Annotated in this window: 16 protein-coding genes and 1 riboswitch; of the genes, 5 read left to right on the plus strand and 11 right to left on the minus strand. The window is 45.8% G+C overall.

Going from position 1 to position 20,154, the window contains the following annotated elements:
* Positions 1-55 precede the first annotated feature (55 nt).
* A complete protein-coding gene (locus ACFPIB_RS00085) occupies positions 56-2,194 on the plus strand; it encodes a M43 family zinc metalloprotease (protein ID WP_378015386.1) in 2,139 nt (712 codons plus the stop codon).
* 178 nt (positions 2,195-2,372) lie between these two features.
* Here ACFPIB_RS00085 and ACFPIB_RS00090 read toward each other — a convergent pair whose 3' ends face one another.
* Positions 2,373-2,657 (minus strand): DUF2798 domain-containing protein, encoded by a 285-nt coding sequence (locus tag ACFPIB_RS00090; RefSeq protein ID WP_378015387.1) that lies wholly within the window; start codon positions 2,655-2,657, stop codon positions 2,373-2,375.
* A gap of 201 nt (positions 2,658-2,858) precedes the next feature.
* Between ACFPIB_RS00090 and ACFPIB_RS00095 the strand changes: the two genes are divergently transcribed.
* Positions 2,859-3,188 carry a hypothetical protein gene (locus ACFPIB_RS00095; RefSeq protein WP_378015388.1) on the plus strand — a complete coding sequence of 110 codons (330 nt, stop codon included), beginning with the start codon at positions 2,859-2,861 and terminating at the stop codon, positions 3,186-3,188.
* Positions 3,189-3,277: 89 nt separating this feature from the next.
* Here ACFPIB_RS00095 and ACFPIB_RS00100 read toward each other — a convergent pair whose 3' ends face one another.
* Both ACFPIB_RS00100 and ACFPIB_RS00105 read right to left on the minus strand, forming a co-directional pair.
* Positions 3,278-4,360 (minus strand): YncE family protein, encoded by a 1,083-nt coding sequence (locus tag ACFPIB_RS00100; protein WP_378015389.1) that lies wholly within the window; start codon positions 4,358-4,360, stop codon positions 3,278-3,280.
* A 49-nt stretch (positions 4,361-4,409) separates the two neighbouring features.
* Positions 4,410-6,317 carry a TonB-dependent receptor gene (locus ACFPIB_RS00105; RefSeq protein ID WP_378015390.1) on the minus strand — a complete coding sequence of 636 codons (1,908 nt, stop codon included), beginning with the start codon at positions 6,315-6,317 and terminating at the stop codon, positions 4,410-4,412.
* Positions 6,318-6,421: 104 nt separating this feature from the next.
* Positions 6,422-6,629, minus strand: a riboswitch (cobalamin riboswitch).
* Positions 6,630-6,829: 200 nt separating this feature from the next.
* On the opposite strand from ACFPIB_RS00105, the gene ACFPIB_RS00110 reads away from it, so the two are divergent.
* The gene (locus ACFPIB_RS00110) at positions 6,830-7,429 is read left to right on the plus strand and encodes a DNA-3-methyladenine glycosylase (protein ID WP_378015391.1); all 600 of its coding nucleotides are present in this window, start codon (positions 6,830-6,832) and stop codon (positions 7,427-7,429) included.
* A gap of 180 nt (positions 7,430-7,609) precedes the next feature.
* Here the strand turns inward: ACFPIB_RS00110 and ACFPIB_RS00115 are convergent, their stop codons facing one another.
* Together ACFPIB_RS00115 and ACFPIB_RS00120 are read right to left on the minus strand one after the other, a co-directional pair.
* The gene (locus ACFPIB_RS00115) at positions 7,610-8,800 is read right to left on the minus strand and encodes a THUMP-like domain-containing protein (RefSeq protein ID WP_378015392.1); all 1,191 of its coding nucleotides are present in this window, start codon (positions 8,798-8,800) and stop codon (positions 7,610-7,612) included.
* Positions 8,801-8,810: 10 nt separating this feature from the next.
* Entirely contained in the window at positions 8,811-9,965 is a 1,155-nt protein-coding gene (locus tag ACFPIB_RS00120; RefSeq protein WP_378015393.1) for a hypothetical protein, read from the minus strand.
* Between the two features lie 268 nt (positions 9,966-10,233).
* Between ACFPIB_RS00120 and ahcY the strand changes: the two genes are divergently transcribed.
* Positions 10,234-11,541, plus strand: a complete 1,308-nt coding sequence (gene ahcY / locus ACFPIB_RS00125) for an adenosylhomocysteinase (RefSeq protein WP_378015394.1) — start codon at positions 10,234-10,236, stop codon at positions 11,539-11,541.
* A gap of 119 nt (positions 11,542-11,660) precedes the next feature.
* Here the strand turns inward: ahcY and ACFPIB_RS00130 are convergent, their stop codons facing one another.
* The 6 genes from ACFPIB_RS00130 to ACFPIB_RS00155 all read right to left on the minus strand — a co-directional run bounded on the left by ACFPIB_RS00130 (position 11,661) and on the right by ACFPIB_RS00155 (position 19,427).
* Positions 11,661-12,095: a hypothetical protein gene (locus tag ACFPIB_RS00130; RefSeq protein ID WP_378015395.1), complete on the minus strand. Its 435-nt coding sequence runs from the start codon at positions 12,093-12,095 to the stop codon at positions 11,661-11,663.
* A 156-nt stretch (positions 12,096-12,251) separates the two neighbouring features.
* Positions 12,252-12,992, minus strand: a complete 741-nt coding sequence (locus ACFPIB_RS00135) for a LytR/AlgR family response regulator transcription factor (protein ID WP_378015396.1) — start codon at positions 12,990-12,992, stop codon at positions 12,252-12,254.
* Between the two features lie 14 nt (positions 12,993-13,006).
* Positions 13,007-16,006 (minus strand): two-component regulator propeller domain-containing protein, encoded by a 3,000-nt coding sequence (locus ACFPIB_RS00140; RefSeq protein ID WP_378015397.1) that lies wholly within the window; start codon positions 16,004-16,006, stop codon positions 13,007-13,009.
* Positions 16,007-16,193: 187 nt separating this feature from the next.
* On the minus strand, positions 16,194-17,288 hold the full coding sequence (locus ACFPIB_RS00145; protein ID WP_378015398.1) for a glycosyltransferase family 4 protein: 1,095 nt from the start codon (positions 17,286-17,288) through the stop codon (positions 16,194-16,196).
* A gap of 40 nt (positions 17,289-17,328) precedes the next feature.
* A complete protein-coding gene (locus ACFPIB_RS00150; RefSeq protein WP_378015399.1) occupies positions 17,329-18,096 on the minus strand; it encodes a glycosyltransferase family 2 protein in 768 nt (255 codons plus the stop codon).
* 29 nt (positions 18,097-18,125) lie between these two features.
* Positions 18,126-19,427, minus strand: coding sequence for an O-antigen ligase family protein (locus ACFPIB_RS00155; RefSeq protein WP_378015400.1), 1,302 nt, complete (start codon positions 19,425-19,427; stop codon positions 18,126-18,128).
* Positions 19,428-19,522: 95 nt separating this feature from the next.
* On the opposite strand from ACFPIB_RS00155, the gene ACFPIB_RS00160 reads away from it, so the two are divergent.
* Entirely contained in the window at positions 19,523-20,140 is a 618-nt protein-coding gene (locus ACFPIB_RS00160; RefSeq protein ID WP_378015401.1) for a sigma-70 family RNA polymerase sigma factor, read from the plus strand.
* The last annotated feature ends 14 nt before the right edge of the window (positions 20,141-20,154 follow it).

Raw genomic sequence — 20,154 nt, forward strand, 5'->3', positions numbered from 1 at the left:
TTGCTGCCGGTTGCTGTTCTGAATTGCGGTTATATCATTTTTAGAAATTGTTTTTATGATAAAAAAATTACTCGTTGGTGTGGGTTTGCTGCTGAGTTTCCCCTCGGCGTTGCTGGCGCAGCGCAATTGCGGCACCATGGACCATTTAGACAAGCTGGAACTACAGGAGCCGGGTACCAAAGCCCGTTTGCAGCAAGTTGACAGCAAAATTGCCAAGCTTCAAAGCCAGGGCGCCAATCAGAAAACCAACGGCGTAATTACCATTCCGGTAGTGGTGCACGTAGTTTACCGCACGGCTTCGCAGAATATTTCGCAGGCCCAGATCCAAAGCCAGATCGATGTGCTCAACGAAGATTTCAGCAAAACAAACGCCGATCGGGTAAATACTCCTGCTGCCTTCAAACCGCTGGCCGGCGATATGCAGATCCGTTTTGAACTGGCCCAACGCGACCCGAATGGCGACCCGACCACCGGTATTACCCGCACGCAAACCAACTCCAGTACTTTTGGTCTGGACGATGCCATGAAATTTACTGCCCGCGGTGGCCACGATGCCTGGAACCGGAATAAATACATGAACATCTGGGTTTGTAACCTTGGTGGCGGTTTGCTGGGTTATGCGCAGTTCCCGGGCAGCGGTCCGGCCAATACCGACGGCGTGGTGATCGGCTATAATTACTTTGGCCGTACCGGAACAGTTTCGTATCCTTTCAATAAAGGGCGCACGGCAACCCACGAAGTAGGGCACTGGCTCGGCCTTTACCACATCTGGGGCGATGAACCAAGCTGCGCGAACGACGATAAAGTAGCCGACACTCCTTTGCAAAAACGTGAAAATTACGGTTGCCCGACCTTTCCGCAAACTACCAGTGCCGGTGGCGCTTGTGCTGCAGGCAGCCCAGGTTCTATGTTCATGAATTATATGGATTATGTAGACGATGCCTGCATGAACCTGTTTACAGTAGGCCAGGTTTCGCGCGCGCAAACCATGCTGCAGAACGTACGGCCAACTATTCTTACTTCAGACGGACACCTGCCGGTAAACATTAAACCGCTCGATGCTTCTATTTTGCAGATTGACCGGCCAAACGGCGTTTCCTGCGATCAGAACATTACCCCGAAAGCTATTCTGAAAAACCAGGGTACGGTGGCTTTAACTTCCGCCACCATCAGCTACCAGGTAGATAACGGCCCGGCACAAACTTTAAAATGGACAGGTGACCTGAAAATTTATGAATTCGAGGAAATTACCCTGCCTGCTTCAACCGTGAGTTTTGGCGCCCATAACCTTACCGTTTCGGTAACTTCACCAAATGGAGCCACCGATAACGACCCAGCGAATGATGCCCAAACCATAAACTTTACGGTTATCGAAAAAACGGCTGGACTGGCTTTACCTTTCACCGAAGGTTTTGAGGCCGATGCTTTCCCGAAACAAGGCTGGAAATTAGATAACCCGGATAAAGGTATTACCTGGGAAAGAACCACGCTTGCTGCCTACGAAGGACTTCATTCGGCTTATATCAATAACTACGATTACGAATACGTAGGCGAAGCCGATGAACTGCAAATGCCGGCTTTGGATCTGAGCAACGCTGTAGAACCTAAACTTACCTTCCGTTTGGCTTACACAGCTACCGATTTCAGTGCGGGTGCTAATGCAGATACGCTGGAAATACTGGCTTCTACCGATTGCGGCGTAACCTTCAAAAGCCTTTATAAAAAGTACGGCCGTTCGCTGGCTACAATTACTGACCCCGTAGGAACGCCATTTTTCCCGGATACTAGCCAATGGGGCATAGATACGGTTTTACTGGAAAACTATATCGGCGAGAAAAACGTGCTGCTGAAATTCCGGAGCAAAACGGGCTACGAAAATAATCTTTTCATAGATGCTGTGCGGGTAGCCAGTAAAGCTGAGGCTCCGCAACCAAACGCTTCGTTGGTAATATTCCCGAACCCGACTACCGGCCGTTTAACGCTGCAAATGCCTGGCAAGAATAATGCTGAGGCGAAGATCCTTGTGCTGAACAGTATTGGCCAGGAGATCATGAACGAGAAACTGACTCCGGTAGATGGCAAAATAAAACTGAATATGGTAGGCAAAGCCGATGGTATTTATATTATTCACGTAATTTCTGAAGGCAAAACCTACAAACAGAAATTAGTGCTCGATCAAACCAAAGCCCGCTAAAAACGGTAGGCTTCAGGCATAAAAAAGTCCCGGTTTCAGCAGAAGCCGGGACTTTTTTTTATACAAACTGAATTATGAATCTTATGCTGATATAGCCACTAAAATGCTTCGGGTTAAGTTGCTTTGCAGGGAAAACGCTATCCTTTTAACCGGAAAAAGTGATGAAAAGCTGGAAAGATCAAAACCTCAGCCAGCGGTTTGCTACGTAATTTACCAGCGGAATAATGCCCAGAACGGTACCGGAGATCAGGAAAAAAAGTACCAGCATAGCGCTGAACCAATGCCCGAAAAAGCCATCCGGAAAGCCGAAAACGTAAAGCTCCATAACCAGTGAAACTACAAAACTCAGCATGAAAATTACCAGAAAGGCCCGCTTCCGTTTCGGAGTAAGCCACGAAAAAATGCCGCTGGCGGTTTTAGGGGCCGGTTTCCGGGGGCTGGAACGGGGCGTGTTCTGTTTCATTTGTTATTATAATAAAAATTCCGGATATTGGGGTAAGCTGTTAATGCGTTGCAAAGATACACGAAATCCGGTTCCGGCAGAAAAGCTTGGGATGCAAGGAGTTTGTGGAAAGCAGGCACGCAGCTTTTAACTTTCTTTGCGCATCGTCGTAAAAACGCACCAAATGCCGGCATAGGCAACCATCACTAAATCTACCCAACTATGAAACCATTTTTCCAGATTCTGGCCCCACGTGCATTCAGTCTTGTTTTTGCTGCTTCTATAACCGGCCTGGCAGCCTGTAGCACCGGCACCAAACCCGGCGATACCAACGTGGAAGAAGGTAGTGCAAAAGATAAAAATCCCGAAATGCGCGATGCGTCCGGCCAAAATACTGCTCCTTCAGTAGACACGCACCAAGATACCATAGATGCGCTGATGGATACGGCCAAAATGGAAAACGATGCTTACGAACGTTCGAAAAAAACGCCGAATCCCGCCTATAAAGACAATAAACAAAACCCCGAAGACCACACCGGGCATAACCACTAAGCAAAGAAAAACGCTATACTTTTAACGTGAAAAACCCCGGCTTGCTTTGGCAGGCCGGGGTTTTAGCTATGGTACAATTCTCTTGAAACTTATCTGAATAAGAAATTATTCGGGCCGATCGCCACGGTAAAAGAATCTTGTGCAGCGCCGGCTGGCGTATAACGGATCACCTTCCCATTGGTCGTAAAGCTTGTGGTAATAGCTCCGTAAATAATATTGGTTTCCGGATCGATGCCTAAGCCGCTGAAATCACGGTTAATGAAGGCCGTTGCAGGTAATGCTGGAGCAGTGGTTTCCATCTGGTAAATTTTGCCTTCGTATTTGTAGTAAAGCTTGTTTTTGCCGGAATTGATAGTCAGGTTACCTGGAATATCGGCTTTGGAAGTGAAGTTTAAGGTTTGCGTTACGGTGTTGCTGGCCGGGTCTATTTGTACCAGGCTGCCGGCAGTGCTCGCCGCCAGATCGAAGTTCCAGTTAGAATCATACACTTTTTCGCCGCCGCAAAGCACCCATATATTATTGCCTGCATCAACAACTAGGCTATTCGGGCCGTGACTTACAGTGATCGTTGTTTCAACGGCATCGGTAACAGTATTGATCACCGAAACAGTATTGTCGCCGGAATTTACCACGTAAAGTTTATTATTCAGCAGCAGCACTTTTTCCGGCGATTCTCCTACCGTTATGGTTTTGGAAACCGTGTTCGTAGTCAGGTCAATTACCGAAACGCGGCCGTCTACGCCATAACCAACCCACTCGGTTACATATAGCTTATTGTTCAGGCCCACGGCGTAGCGCGGCATTTCCAACCCGTTAATTACACCGGCTTCTTTAAAGGTATTGGCATCGGCTACTTCCACTTTTTTACTGTTGTTCACTACTACATAAGCCTTGCCATTGTGAATGGTCATAGATTGCACCACATCGCCAAGCGGACGATTGTTCACTGCCATAAAAAGGTCGCGGTCTACTTTATTCGTTTGTCTGCTGATGAAACTTACTGCACCGTTACTTTTCTGAAACTGGCCTTCGTTGGTTACAAAAACGCCTTTTTCAAACGTGCCTGGCGCTACTGGTTTATCTTCTCCGGTTTCGGTGGTACAGCTGCTTAAAAAAAGGCCGGCACTGAAAAACAATGCGCCAAAAGCAAAAGAACTAAAATTTTTTTTCATAAAAATGGTATGGAAAATTGTTGAAAAAGTGATTGTTATAAATTTCTGATTAATCCAGGTTGAAGCGCAGGCTTACATTGTAATTCCGGCCGGGCATGGCATAATATTGCAGATTCTGGTAAACTGTATTGGTGAGGTTGTTGATATGGCCGATAACCTGGAACCGGCATTTCCCAATTTCCAGCGTTTTGCTGCCTGAAACATGGAAAAGCATAAAAGCCGGCAACGCTATTTCGTTTTCTGCATCGGTAAAACGTTCGCCGGTAAAGGTGCCGTTCAGGTTCAGAAGCCAGGTTTTATAACCCAAACCAGCCAACGCGGAAGCTGTATGCAAAGGAGTATAGACCAGTTGCTTGTTCAGAGGTTCATCCGAAATGAAATAACTGGCTTTCTGCACCGATCTGGTGTAAGCATAATTGCCGCGCAAATTCAGGTTCCAGCTGGAAAAACGGTAGGTTATTTTGCCCGAAAACTCGAGGCCGCTGGCGTTCACTTTTTTCAGGTTTTGCGGCGTCCAGATGGTAGCTTCGGTTGGCAGCCATTGGATCCAGTTGTTCACGTGCAGCGCGTAAGCCGTTATTTCAGCTTCAGAAGTGAAATGGTTTTTGGAGAACCGATGTTGCAGGCCGGTTTCGTAATTCCAGCTATCTTCCGGACGCAGATTTTCGTTGCCGGTAGGCCAGTAACGGTCATTTAAAGTGGGTACGCGGTAGCCGCGGGCAATATTTCCTTTCCAGCGCACCGTATTTTTTTCAGTCTGAATAAATTCATAAAGGAAACCAATACTTGGAACCGGCGGCGGATCGAAGCCCGGAACAAAAGCCTGCCGATAATTCAGATTCAGGTGCAGTTTTTCAAAAAGATCGTAGCGCAGCAATGCAAAAACGGAATTCCGCAATTCGCTAACCGGTTCTTTATAACCATCTACTTCGCCGGAAAAATATTGCAGATCGGCGCCCACGTTCAGGTTTAGTTTTCCCCGGATAATAAAGCCGTGTTCCGCCTGCGCCTGGTAAGTTTTTATGTCAGTATCGGAAGCAGGCTGGTTGTCGTCGGAGAAGCGCATGAAATCGTGAAAAAATGCCCCCCGCACAGAAGTTTGCCCAAAACCTGAACGCAGATTCCAGACCGCGGTGCTGCGCAGATTCCGGTTTTGCATCATGGCGTGCGTGTTGGCGACTACCATGTTCGGCTGCACTTCGTTTTCCTGATCGGTGTACCAGTTCTGCCAGTTCAGGTTGCTTTTTTCCGAAGGTTTCCAGTTCGCATTCAGCGTAAAACCTCGTTGCTCTACCGCTGCGTTTTGCTGCTTTTCTTCCGGCTTACCAAATTTGGCAGTATTAATAAACGCAAAATCATTTCGAACCGAATTCCGGAAAACTGAAGTCGCCACACCCGCTTTTTCCCAACCGTAACTGCCACCCAGATTACTGTATTTTCTGCCGAAACTGCCAAGATCCTGTTGAGCCTGCACTTTTAAGCCGGGCGCAAAACTTTCGGCGGAATTTAAAAGTACGCTGCCGCCAATAGCTCCGGAACCAAAATTAGAACCCGCCGAACCATGCTGCAACGCCACGGTTTCCAGGCCCGAAACCGGAATTAAAGAAAAATCGAGCTGGCCCACGGTAGGCAGAGAAATATTAAAACCATTCCAGAGCACGGCGGTATGACTGGCCGAAGTGCCCCGGAAAGCGAGTGAAGAAAGCATGCCCTGGCCGTAGGTTTTTACATAGACCGGCGTAGCGTTTTGCAGAATTTCGGCCAGGCTGGCGCTGCGGTTATTTTTCAGAAAAGTAGAATCGATGGAAGTCTGGCGGCTGCCGGCGGCAAAGGTTTCGGGTTTGCGCGCAATAATTTCTACTTCGTGCAGTTTGCGGCTGCCTAAAGAATCGGGTTGCTGCGCAAACGCCGGTAAGATTCCGGAAAGGAGTAAACTTAAAAGACTAACGCACCGCATTTCTCCAGCTAAAAAAAAGCCGGGAATTGAGTGGTGCTGCAAACGAATTAAACAGGAAATTTAACTGCATGAACCGCTACGCTTTTTACCCGAAAGCATGAAACATTTATTAACCGGAACAGGCAGGTCTCCTGGCTCTCTTCATCAGTTCTGGCCTTCCCACCCGATTTGCTTGCAGGCAGTGGCTTGTGCGGTAAAACTGATTAAATTTGAAGATCACAGTTGCGGGAACAGCACAGGTATTACACCTGTTTCCCTTTTAAGACGTTTCTCGCGGCAGCAAGATCCATCACCTAAATCCGGAGGCAAAGGTAGGAATAAAAATTTGAAGATTTGAAAATTTGGAGATTTGAAAATGAGGGAATTATGGAAAATCAGGGTGTGGAAATGAGATTCGTTCAAAAACGCTATGGTGTTGCCCCGGAAAAACTAACCTTTAAAACCTGCGTTCAAAAGTTTTTTAATTTATTCATCTTCAAATCTCCAAATTTTCAAATCTTCAAATTGGCATCATGAAACTTCCGAAAGAATTTTACCTGCAACCGAACGTAGTACAGATAAGCCGCGATCTGCTGGGGAAATTTCTTTATACCCATATCGATGGCATTTTAACCGGCGGCATGATCGTAGAAACCGAAGCGTATTCCGGTGAAAACGATAAAGCCTGCCACGCGCATTTAGGCCGCCGTACTAACCGCACCGAAATTATGTATGCCGAAGGCGGTGTAGCTTATGTGTACCTGATCTACGGTATTTACAACCTTTTCAATATTATCACCAACGAAAAAGACAAAGCCGATGCGGTTTTAATAAGAGCCATTGAACCCACCGAAGGCCTGAAAGAAATGCAATTGCGCCGGAATTTACCAAAGATCCAACCCAACTTAACGGCCGGTCCCGGTTTGCTTACGCAGGCTTTAGGCATTTCGCTTAAACATTACGGCGCCGATCTGCATGGAAATCTGATTTGGGTAGAAGACCAGGGAATTGTTATTCCGGATAACGAAGTGATAGAAACCCCCAGAGTAGGAGTGGCCTATGCGGAAGATCACGCACTTTTGCCCTGGCGTTTCCGGGTGAAAGACAGTAAATGGACGAGTAAGGCGAAATAGCTTAATGGTTAAATTGTTAAATTGCTGAATTGTTGAAACAGCGGGGGCTGATGAAATTGCTGGTACAAGTGCCGCTAACGCTAACACTTGCACCAGCAATTTCAATAAAGGTGTTAACTACAAATAATAGCCGGTATGTTGTAAATTGCCAATAATCAACAATTAAACAATTTAACCATTTCAAACCGCCTTTTCGCAAACCAGAATAACCAGTTGCTGATGCATATCAGTAGTAGCAAATAAATACAGATCTCCGCCTTCTTTTAAACCGGTTTTTTGCCGGATCTGCGCTACCGTTTCCGGGAAATTGCGGACTGTGATGTTGGCTTTCTTTTCGGGAATTAAACCATGCAGCACTTTTTTGTTGTATTTGGCTACCGTTTTTAACCGGAAACTCCTGCCAGGAAAATCTGCTACCAGATCTACAGAAGTATATAAATGCGAGTTGCGGTGCAGTTTTTTCAAACCAAAACGTTGCGCGATCTGCCGGAAAGCGCCGGCTTTCATAATGGCAGCGTTTGGTTCATAAATAAATTCCAGTGGTTCTGAATAATGCGTTTCCGCGGTTTCTTCGTTACTTTTTCGGAAAGAAAAGCCAGCGTTTTCAGCTTTGGGGGTCAGGTTTACGGCGGTAATTTCCGGGTCCGGATTTTCGGTTTGCCCGATCTGGTACAGCACTTCCTTGCATTCGTTTTCTACGGCAATTACCCAGATCTTTTCTACGTTTTTCAGTTGCTGCACCGCGCGGTCAATATCCAGCATGGGGCTGGTTTTAAGCAAAACGCTATGGCTTTTGGCCAATAAAGTCGGAAGCATTTGTAGCACATCGGGTTCGCAATCTTCCAGCAAATGTACTTTCTGGTTGGCAGTGCCGCGGCGTGCCGGATCGAGGTAAATGCAATCAGCTATTTCGCTGAAATTCTCCAGAAAAACGGTAGCGTTTTGGGCCTGAAAAGTCACATTATTCACATCCAGTTTTTCGAAGTTAAAAGCTACCGTTTCGCTTAACGCTTCATTTTGTTCCACGTGGTAAACCTGCCGGAATTGCTGCGAGAAATAAAAAACATCTACGCCAAAACCGCCCGTCAGGTCAACCAAAATTTCCCCGGAAATTAAACTGGCTTTGTATTGCGCGGTCAGTTCCGAAGATGCCTGTTCTACCGAAAGATTTGCCGGAAAAATAAGGTCGAAGTTTTCGGCCCAATGCGGGAGCTTGTTCTTTGCTTTTTGCCGCGCCTGAATTTGCTGCACCAGCTCGGCCACCGGCAAACCCGGAAAACGTTTGGCTTGCAGCATTAACGTAGCCGGGTCGTCGTTTTTATGAGCTTCCAGAAAGGCGCGGGCTTCCGCAGAAAAAGGTTGTAAAGCCATGAATGAGTAATTAGCGCAATTGCCAGTTCAGGGTAATGCCAGGCACTACTTTCCGGTCATAAAAAGTGCCGAAGCCGAAACCCGATGGTTTGAATTTATGAAAGCTGCTATTGTTTTTAATGGTGGCAAAAGCGTTGTATTCGTCTATGGCGCGGAGCATGTGCTGGTTGGTGTTGCGCAGAATCAAAACGTTTACCAGCAAGCTGCCGGCGGCAATGCCCAGGTAAACTTTCTGGCGGTCGTTAAAATACACGTAGCCTTCGTCCTGCAAAACTTCGTTGGCATACAGAATTACCGACGAAACGAAAACGGTGCGTTCAACGAGGTAACCAATTTTATAATTCCGGTATTTGTCGAGTTCTTTCAGGGCTTCGGGGCTGGCCGCCACATCTTTGCGAATATGCTGCCCGAAAAAACCGGCATTGCGTTCGCGCTGGTCGGCTCCTAAATAATAGTAAAAGTTACGGGTCGGGCCGCCGTTTCCGCGTTGTACATCTTCGGCGGTGCGGGAAATTAATGGGTACGCCAATGGTTTGGCCGTTTTTTCAGGAGTGGTTTGCGTGCCGGCTGGTAAAGTTTGTTGGTTGGGTTCGGCGGTTAAAGCAGGTTTCAAAGGACTGCCTGCCGGTGCTTCTTCGAAATAATGCGGACTGTATTGTTTGGTGGCCTGTATAAAATTCCGGATCAGTTTTTCGTAGGTTTCGGCCTGCAACACAAACGCTTTCTGGTTAGGCGAAGTAATGGTAATGCGGCGGTTAAAAGCGGTATGCGTAAGCACGTAAGAACCCACCGCGCCGGCGCCTTTTATGTCCGTAATATCCAGCAGCAGCAGGTTTTCAATTTTCAGACTATCGTACTGTCGAAGTAAAACGTTTTTCTTAGCGGGCTGCAACAATATATTCTTATCGGCGAAATGCAGCATTTGAATGCCCAGGTTCTGGTTGTCGGTAAGGAGTTGCGTGCTGAATTTGCTGATGATCCTGGCGTCTTCTTCGGGCGTGGTTTCTACATTGCTGGCATAACCAATTAAAACGGCCGTGCGCGCCGAAAATAAATTCTTAGGCAGGTCGCGCACAAATTTCAGCTGCATGTTGGTTTGCGCCTGAACGGCAGCCGGAACGGCAAATAACAGGAAGAAGAAGAGAAGCGGGAGCAGTTTTTTCATAGTAACAGGTTTGCGGCTGGTAAAATTAGCGAAACTTTTATAACCAATTCCGGAAAGCAAGACCATTTTAAAAGCTTTCCGGTTGCCTGGCCGGCAGTTTTTTTATGCCATAGCATAGCGTTTTGCGGGTTTCGTACTTTTTCAGCCCGAAACCATAGCGTTTTACGCAGATTGTTGGGCAAAAGGGAATTAAATCAGATTAAAAGGTATTTAGAAACAAATTGATTAATTTTGTGTTCTGATTCCGAAAATCTTAAAAACAGAAATAATGGTAGAGACTTTTGTTCCTTACAAAGTAAAAGACATGTCGCTGGCTGAATGGGGCCGCAAAGAAATAAAACTGGCCGAGGCTGAAATGCCGGGCTTAATGGCGATTCGCGAAGAGTTTGGTGCTTCGCAGCCGCTGAAAGGCGCGCGCATTGCAGGTTGCTTACACATGACCATCCAGACGGCTGTACTGATCGAAACTTTAGTTGCTTTAGGCGCTGACGTTACCTGGTCTTCGTGCAATATTTTCTCTACGCAAGATCACGCTGCTGCTGCTATTGCTGCGGCCGGCATTCCGGTTTACGCCTGGAAAGGCATGAACGCAGAAGAATTTGACTGGTGCATCGAACAAACCTTATTCTTCGGCGAAGACCGCCAGCCCCTGAACATGATCCTGGACGATGGTGGTGACTTGACCAACATGGTTTTCGATAAATATCCGCAGTTAGTGGAAGGCATTAAAGGCTTATCGGAAGAAACTACAACCGGCGTGCACCGCTTATACGAGCGCATGAAAAACGGTACTTTGGTTATGCCGGCTATCAACGTAAACGACTCGGTTACCAAATCGAAATTCGATAACAAATACGGCTGTAAAGAATCGTTGGTAGATGCGATCCGTCGTGCGACTGACGTAATGATGGCTGGTAAAGTTGCGGTAGTTGGCGGTTACGGCGATGTAGGAAAAGGTTCTGCTGCATCTTTGCGTGGTGCCGGAGCCCGCGTAATTGTTACTGAAATCGACCCGATCTGCGCCCTGCAAGCTGCTATGGACGGTTTTGCCGTGAAGAAAATGGCTGATGCCGTGAAAGAAGCTGACATCGTAGTAACGGCAACTGGTAACTGCAACATCATTACTGGAGAGCATTTCCGCGCCATGAAAGATAAAACCATCGTATGCAATATCGGTCACTTCGATAACGAGATCGATATGGCTTGGTTAAACGAAAACTACGGCCACACCAAAGATACTGTTAAGCCGCAGGTTGATATCTACAACGTAGAAGGCCACGACGTAATTATCTTAGCCGAAGGCCGCCTGGTAAACTTAGGTTGCGCTACCGGTCACCCGTCTTTCGTAATGTCTAACTCTTTCTCGAACCAGGTTTTAGCCCAGATCGAACTGTGGACAAATTCTGACAAATACGAGAATAAAGTGTACACATTACCGAAACACCTGGACGAAAAAGTTGCCCGTTTACACTTGGCTAAAATTGGCGTAGTGCTGGAAGAACTTACCGACGAGCAGGCTGCTTACATCGGCGTAGAGAAACAAGGTCCTTACAAAACTGATCTGTACCGTTACTAAGTTTTAGAAAACGGTATCGTTTTATGATAAAAAAGTCCCACTGGTTAGTTCCGGCGGGACTTTTTGTTTTTGACAAACTGAAAACGGTATGGTTTTCAGCTGAAAAACTGAAAATTAAATCAACATGATAATTCTTCCGGTTTCAGTCTTGATATATTTCCTAAAAGTTCGGGCCTTAATCTCCAGAATACTTTTTTTGCAGAGATCCAATTCGCTTCATTATCACCGATTCCCCAATAATCTTCATCTGACCAATAATAAAGGTCGTTTTCTTTCTTAAAAGTCGCTTCAAAAATTACTCCGCCATACATTTCCGGCGGATTAAAATTAAATCTCTCTACATCTTCAAACTTTAATTCAAGCACCGGATTTTCTTTGGCTTGTCTTTGAAATAGGAGCGTGGCAACATTTTTATTATCGAAACTCATAGCTCGTTCTTCATCAACAAATTCTTTGGTAGAAATATGCAGATCGCGCAGACAGCTATCATGGAAACTGGCGTAAAGCTTTAAAAGCCACTCTAAGTCTGCATCAGATTTGATTTCGGTCCACATTTATTTGTTTTTGTAGTAAAATAAAAACGCTACCCTTTCAAGCTGAAAAACTCACAATGCAATAATCGTGAGTTTTTCAGACCAAAACGGTAGCGTTTTCAGGTTAAAAAGTCGTTGGGAAGTTCAGATCATTGCCGTCTGCTTCAACCTAACGGACTAAATAATATTGAATTTCGCCATTAATTCTTTGCGGAATGATTTGCCAATAGGAATTGATTTTTCGGTGATAATAAGCGAGTTTTCCTCGAAAGCATCTACTTTTTCCAGGTTCACGATGTAGGAACGGTGCGTGCGCACAAAGTTTTTTTGCGGCAGTTTGTTCTCCATTTCTTTCAGCGTAGAGCTGATTAAATACTTGTGTCCCGGCGTAATAATGAAAGAATAATTGTCGTAAGCTTCTACCCACAAAATGTCTTTCAGCGCAATTTTCACCATGCGGTGCTTTACTTTTACAAATAAATATTCGTTCGTAAAAGCGCTTTCAGCAACCGGAGTGGGCGTTTTTGGTTCTACCCGTTCTTTATCGCGGTTGTGTTTATAAAGCGCAATTTCTATAGCCGAACGCAGGTCTTTGTCGTCGAATGGTTTTACAATAAAGCCGTAAGGTTCGGTGGTTTTGGCCCGGTCTATAGTAGCTTTATCGGCGTAAGCAGTCAGAAAAATGAAAGGCAGATCAAATTCCTGTTTGATCTGGGCCGCTAATTCTACGCCATCAATATCGCCTTTCAGGTGAATATCAAGTAAAAGCAAATCGGGCTGCGTTTCGCGGATAATTTCCATCAAATGGTCGCCGGAGTCTATTGCACAGATATTATAACCCAGCTCTTCGAGGCACGAGGCAATGTCTTCAGCAATAATTATTTCGTCTTCAGCAATAAGGATTTTCGGTGTAGCCATTTTTCCAAATTCATTTATTGTGGTAAGATAACAAATTGAAGCCGGATTTGCGTACCGCCTTCAGAATAAAATTTTAAGGTACCGTGTAGTTTTTTAATTAACGAACTAACCAGCTGCAATCCGAAACTCGTAGCCATTTTCTCTTCGAAGTTATCTGGAAGGCCGGTGCCATCGTCGCTGATCGTGAGCGTATAATCCGTTTCAGTTACGCGCAGCAGTTCTATCAGTAAGGTTCCTTTACGCTGATCAGGAAATGCGTATTTTAACGTATTAGAAACCAATTCGTTTACGATGAGGCCCAGGGTTAAAGCGGTATCAATATCGAGGTACAAAGTCGGGATGTCGAATTCGAGCCGCACGTGGTCTTCGCGAATGCCATAAGAAGCAAAAAGGCTGCGGCAAAGCGTTTGTACATATTCCGAAAGATCTATAGATGCAAGTTCTTCGCGCTGGTAAAGCCGCATGTGCAGCATCGAAATAGATTTGATCCGGTCTTTAATATCGCGCAGCGTTTCTAAAGCCGCCGGGTCGGTCAGGTGCCGCGACTGCAGGTTCAATAAGCTGGTAATAATTTGCAGGTTGTTTTTTACCCGGTGGTGAACTTCTTTCAGTAAGATCTCTTTTTCCAGGTTTTTCTTTTCCAGCATGAGCGTTCGCTGCTTCACATTCTCTTCCAGCAAAGTGTTAAGCCTGCGCAGGTTGCGTTCGCGCCAGCGCACCAACCCAAAAGCAAAACCAGCGATCAGTAAAACGGCAATAGCTACAATGCGGTCTTTGCTCCAGAAAGGCGGGGTAATGGTAAATGCATATTCGGTAGTTTTTTCTACGCACCCGCCGTTCTTAATGCAGGCTTTTACCATAAACTTATAATTGCCCGGCGGCAGGTTAGAATAAGTGGCCACAGTGTTGGTAGAAGGTTCAGACCATTTTCTGTCGAAACCTTCCAGGCGTGTCATGTACGTTACTAAGTCCGGATTCGTCAGATAGATGCCACGGTATTCAAACGTTATGTGGTTCTCGTCATAAGGAAGTTTCGGGTTTGCGGGTATGCTAAGTCCATGCATGGAAGTGTAGCCGCGTTCTTTCCAGTTTACAGGTTGCCCGAAAAGTTTCAGTGCAAAAATGTTGAGTAAAGGCGTTGGCAAGCCAGGTCTTTCGTTTTCAGGCGTGTACCGGATCAACCCGTTCACGGTCCCAATCCACATATTCCCGCCTCTGCCTTCCGCCAACGCATTGGAACTTACTTCTATCCCCCGGAAGCCGTCGGCGTTTGTAAACCGTTTCATTTGCCCCGCCGGGTTTTTATAATAAGCCTCCATATCCAGCCGGTTCAGGCCGCCAATGGTACCTACCCAAAGCTGATTGGCCGAGTCGATGCGCAGGCTGGTAACGGATTCTGAAAGCAGATTACGGTCTTTTTCAATATGGTCATGCGCGTTTTGCTTCAGATTCGGCGAAACCCGCGCCAGACCATGATCAAAACTCCCAACCCATAAATTGCCTTTGTAGTCTTGCGTAATGCTGGTTATTTCCCGGAAGTTCATGGCTGCGACCTGCGGATGACGCCGGAAAGTGCCGTCTTTAAAAAGGTAAACGCCAGATTTCGTACCGGCCCAGAGTTGATTGTCTTTATCTTTGAAGAGGCAGTTAATATGATTGTCTTTCGGGCTGCCGTATATTTTATAATTCCGGAACCGATTATTTTCCAGCAGTGAAAGGCCTTCGTTTGTTGCAATCCAGATGCGGTTATCAGTTTCGGGTAGAATAAAATTGGCAATGTTGAAGATCAGCCCATCTTTGAACGAATACTTGGTGAAGGCTGTACCATCGAAGCGGGCAACGCCGTGGTTGGTTGCAAACCACATGGCACCGCCGGGCGCTTTCGTAATGTGGTTTACGATGTTGTTTGGCAGGCCATTGGCGGTGGTGTACCACTTAAAAGTATCGCCGGTGCGTACACCCACGCCGCCATCAAAAGTACCGATCCATAAGTTGCCCTGCGCATTGTGCGCCAAAGCCCTGATATTTTTGTTTTTTACGCCTTCGGGCTCTAAATAATAAGTGAAACAGGAAGGCGTATACCGTTGCAAACCATTGTTCAGCGCGCCAAGCCATAAATTTCCTTCCCGATCGTGAAGCAGGCTATGAATGTAATTGCAGACTAAACCGTTTTTGGTGGTCAGGCGGGTCATTTTCTTCCCATCGAAACTCACCAGGCCGCCGCCATCCATACCCATCCAGAGTTTGCCATCAGCATCTTCGGTAATAGCCATGGTGCGGTCCAGATTCTTATCGCCGTCTGTTCTGTACGGTGTGAATTTTTTACCGTCGAATTTGCTGAAGCCGCCATATGCTCCAAACCAGAGGGTGCCGTTGCGGCTTTCGAAGATCGAATAAATAATGTTGTTCCTTAAACCGTTTTCTGCAAGGAAATGCTCGGTTTTTTTACCATTGTACCGGTAAACGCCTTCGCCTAAAGTAGCCAGCCACAAATTGTTGTTGCGGTCAACGTGAATGCGCCAGAATTTTTTTGCCGGAACGCCGGTGCTGGCGGGCAGTGGTTTAAAGCGGTTACCTTCCAGGAAATAAATGCCTTTTGCGGTAGCTACATATAACCGGCCATCTTTGTCTTCGGTAATACTGCTGATGCCGCCTTCGGGTAAGCCGCTTGCTTTGCCATAGGCGGTAAATTTGCTAAAACCCGATAAACGATTGAGGCCGTCGGCGTATGTGCCGATCCAGGTTGCGCCTTTGTGGGTCTGGTAAATGCAACTGATTCTGGTGCTGCTTAAACCGTGTTCCTTCGTGAAATTTGTAAACCGCAGCCCGTCGAAAGTAGATAAACCACCCGCAGTACCGATCCACATAAAACCCCAGTGACCTTGTACCATGCTGGTAACGTCGGTTTGTGGCAAGCCATCTTCCGGGGTCCAGGTTTTTAAATTGTATTGTTGTGCCGATAAAAAATTTACCGATGACCAGACCAACAATAATGTGAGAAGAAAAGCGCGCATGTTCTTCAGGCTGAGTTCTGCCTGTACTTTAAACCAGATTAAATATAGTGCTTTTTGTTTTCAGCAAACAACGCAACAACTTAAAACTGGTAAATGCAGCTTATTATTGGGTGAATGTTTTCGAAAAGTTCAGAAACCCGCAGTTTTTTAGTTGAAAATCATAGCGTTTCCGGTGCAATTTCTGGGGTTAATTTTCGGCCATCACCTGCCGGTAAATCTCTAAAGTGCGCTTTGCCGTGTTTTCTTTCCGGAAATTCTGCAGAAAACGATAGGCTTGTTCGGTTAAAATCTGCCGTAATTCTTTATCAGCTAAAACCCGTTGTACCTGGCGGGCCAGTTGCTTGGTATCGTAAACGTTGGCCAGTAAACCGGTCTCGCTTTCTTTCACAATTTCGGGAATGCCACCGCCGCGCGTAGCCACTACCGGCACGCGACACGCAAAAGCATCTAAAATAGTAGTGCCTAATCCTTCGGTTTGCGAAGTAATTAAAAATACATCCAGCTCCGGCAGAATCTCAGGCACATCTTTTCGGAAACCAGTGAAAATTATATGATCCTGTAAATTTTTCTGTTTTACAAACGCTTCAATTTCAGAACGCATCGGACCATCGCCGATTATAAAGAATTTTGCGTTCAGACCTTTTTTCAGCAACAATTCGGCCGTGTTCACAAACGTGAAATAATCTTTCTGCTCCGCAATGGCCGAAATGTTGCCTACTATCAGCTGGTTTTCTGGCAGGTTAAATTCTTTGTGCAGCTTGCCGGTATTTTTGCTGTTTTCGAAACGGTTCAGGTCAATGCCACTGTGCACGGTAACGCAAATTTCCGGATGTTTAAGCGAAGGCATGGTAATTTCCCGGATCTTTTCCGAAACGCAGATAACCCGTTTTACGCCTTTATAATTGTATTTGAACTTCGAAAGCAGGTTTTTCTTTACCGGAAAATCGACACGGCGGCTTAAAATAATGGGTGGTTTATTGCCTAAAACAGAAGCCCAAACGCTTAATCCGTGCGAATGCGAACTGTGCGCATGTACCAGGTCAATTTTATTTTCCTGGCAATATTTTTTCAGTTGTGAAGCGGTGTAAAGATCAAATTCATTCGCAAAAGGCAAAACAATGTGCGGCAGGTTTTTCTTCTGGCAATATGTTTCGAAAGGTGTGTTTTTCCGGCACGCAACGTAGCAATTCACACCGTTTTTCCGGAGCTCTTCTATTAAATAAGCAATTTGCTGTTCGCCGCCGCGCCAGGTTTTTTCCGAACTTAAATGCAGAATATTCATTAGAAAAACGGTAGGAAATTGGGTGAAAAAAGTCGGAAGCCTATTTGTTTTTTGCCTGCTGAAAAAGCTCAGCCGCTTTGGCATATTTTAAATAAACCGCCATCGCCGAAATTTTACAAATAGTGTAGCCATAAAAACCATCCAGGAAACCGCGCTTAATCACGTAGCTCAGGAAAAATTTAAGCGATGGTTTCAGGAATAATTGGTAAGCCGTAGGGTTTTTGCCTTTGTTAAAAAGCTGTTGCGCCCCGATGGAAGTGAATTTATTTACCTGTTCCACGTGCTGCGTAATGGTATAGAACGAATAATGCAGCAAGTCGCCGGAAAGATATTTTACGGTTGTGTTCGGTTCCAGAATAAATTTATCGTGCGGATTGGTGCCGCCCCAGGCGCCTTTGCGGCTGTCCCATAAACGTAGTTTGCGATCCGGGTACCAGCCTGAATGTTTGATCCACTGGCCACAGTAATTCGTAAGCCGGTTCAGAAAATAACCATCGGCCTGCCAGTCATTTTTCACTGCTTTTATCGTTTCGATCAGTTCCGGACTCAAGGCTTCGTCGGCATCTAAAGAAAGAATGTGCGGGTAAGCAGCTTGCGTAATGGCGAAATTTTTCTGCTCGATATGGCCTGCAAATGCGTGCTGCACAAATTTTACGTTCAGTTCACGGCAGATTTCTTCCGTCCGGTCTTTCGAAAAAGAATCTACCACCATTACTTCGTCGGCAATTTCGCGCACCGAATTTACGCAGCGCGCAATATTTTTTTCTTCGTTGAAAGTAATGATGACGACTGAAAGTTTAACCTGCATGGCAAGCAAAAAATAATTGATAATTAAAATTATAGAACCGGCTGCGCTTCCGGATTATATTTTTGTAACCCGATAAACGCCATAAACGTGCAGAAAAGCATGCTGTCTACCTGCGTGGCCAAAACCGTATCGGGCAGCATATTTACCAGGTAAAAAAACAGGAAAGCTAGTCCGTAGAAATATAGCTGCCCGCGACCGCGCAAACTTAAAAGCCAGTAAACCAGCACCGCCAGAAAAATGAGTAACCCGAAAATGCCGGTCATGCCCCAGTAAAGCAAATATTGGTTGTGCGTATTCAGTTCCATTTCCGGGTTATTGGCGGTATAAGCTTTTTTGAGTTCCGGGTGAAAATCGCCGGTACCAACGCCTATTACTGGGTTCTGCTGTACCACCTGCCACATATTCTTATAAGAAACCAACCGCCGCAGCGTGGTAAAATGCTCGTAATCGTATTGTTTGTATTGCTGGTTTTCGAGCAGACCAATTTCCCATTTGGTCTGGTAAAAACGTTCCTGCACCGGTTTCAGCGTTTTAAAACTTAAATAGGGAATTCCTGCAAAAACCAACAATCCGGCAAGAACTAAAATGCTTATGCCTGCACTTTTGCCCCAGCGCTTTTCAAGCTTCGGAAATAAAATATTTACAGCAATGGCCAGGGCGTAAACCAGCAAACTTACAAACAATGCCAGCTGCGCGCCACGTCCGCCTAAAATGAGCATGGTAAAAAACAGTAGGGGTAAGGCCGCAAAAAGTGCTTTCCGTTTATAATTTACCAGCCATAAATAAATGCTGCTGATAATAGCTACGGCCGTAATGCTGCTGAATTGTAAACGATCTATAAAAGGCGAATACAAACCAAAAGCCGCGCGGTGAATATTTTCCGGGTAAGGCAGCATCAGTTTGGTGGAATTAGCCATATTCCGCACGGTTTCTTCGGGTAATATATAAAGCAGTACAATGAATGTGCAGGCTGCGCAGGTGGCCAGCACAAAAGCCAGCAAAAGTTTTCGGAAGTTTTCCTGCAAAAGCCGGGCATGCAGCAGAAATAAAACCGGAATAATTAAAAAACGGTGCTGATGTTTTAAAATCTTCCAGCCGTTTTGCAGATCTTCCGTATACAACATTCCTAAAACCAATATTCCGAAGATAAGCGTGAGCAAAGCCACGTTTTTGTAACGCAAAACGCTATGCTTTAAGCCCGAAAAAGTGCCCGGCCAGAACGAAAGCACGACCAATGCCACTTCGGCTACGTTGGCAAACGCTTTAAAAAGCGGCAACGAGCAGAAATAAAAGAACCAGGCAAAAAGCAGTAAACGGTTTTTAAGCGGCATTCCCCGAAATATTTATCTTAGGCTATGTAAGTTATTTTTATTTTATTTGCGTATAGTAACTGTTTTCAGGTCTGTAAAAGTACAAATTTATTTAGATGAGCGAGGAAAAAGCCAACCAGCTAAGCAAAGAAGAAAAAGACCGCCGCTTCGAAACCGAGCTGATGCCGGTTATCGGGCCGCTGTATAACTTTGCTTTCCGCCTTACGCTGGACGAAGACGATGCCAACGACCTAGTGCAGGAAACCTATCTTAAAGCATACCGCTTCTTCGATTATTTCGAACAAGGAACTAATGCCAAAGCCTGGCTGTTCCGCATCCTGAAGAATTCGTTCATAAACGATTTCCGGAAAAAGAGCAAGCAGCCCGCCAAAGTTGACTACAACGAGGTGGAAAGCTATTACAATACCGACGATGTAGAAGGTGAAGGCGAAATGGCGGCAACTTCCGACATGCGTTCGCAGGCAGTTCAGGAATTAATCGGCGACGAAGTTGCCGGTGCATTGAACTCTTTACCCGTCGATTTTCGTACTGTAATTATACTCTGCGATCTCGAAGGCTTTACCTACGAAGAAATGGCCAAGATCCTCGACATTCCCATCGGAACGGTTCGTTCGCGCTTACACCGCGCCCGTAACTTCCTGAAGGAGAAACTGGAAAAGTATGCCAAAACAATGGGTTACGATGCCAATGGCAACCACGATGAAGATGAATAAACTTAACTTTTAAA

The organism is Adhaeribacter terreus (genome assembly GCF_042657365.1).
Classification (GTDB): Bacteria; Bacteroidota; Bacteroidia; order Cytophagales; family Hymenobacteraceae; genus Adhaeribacter_A; species Adhaeribacter_A terreus.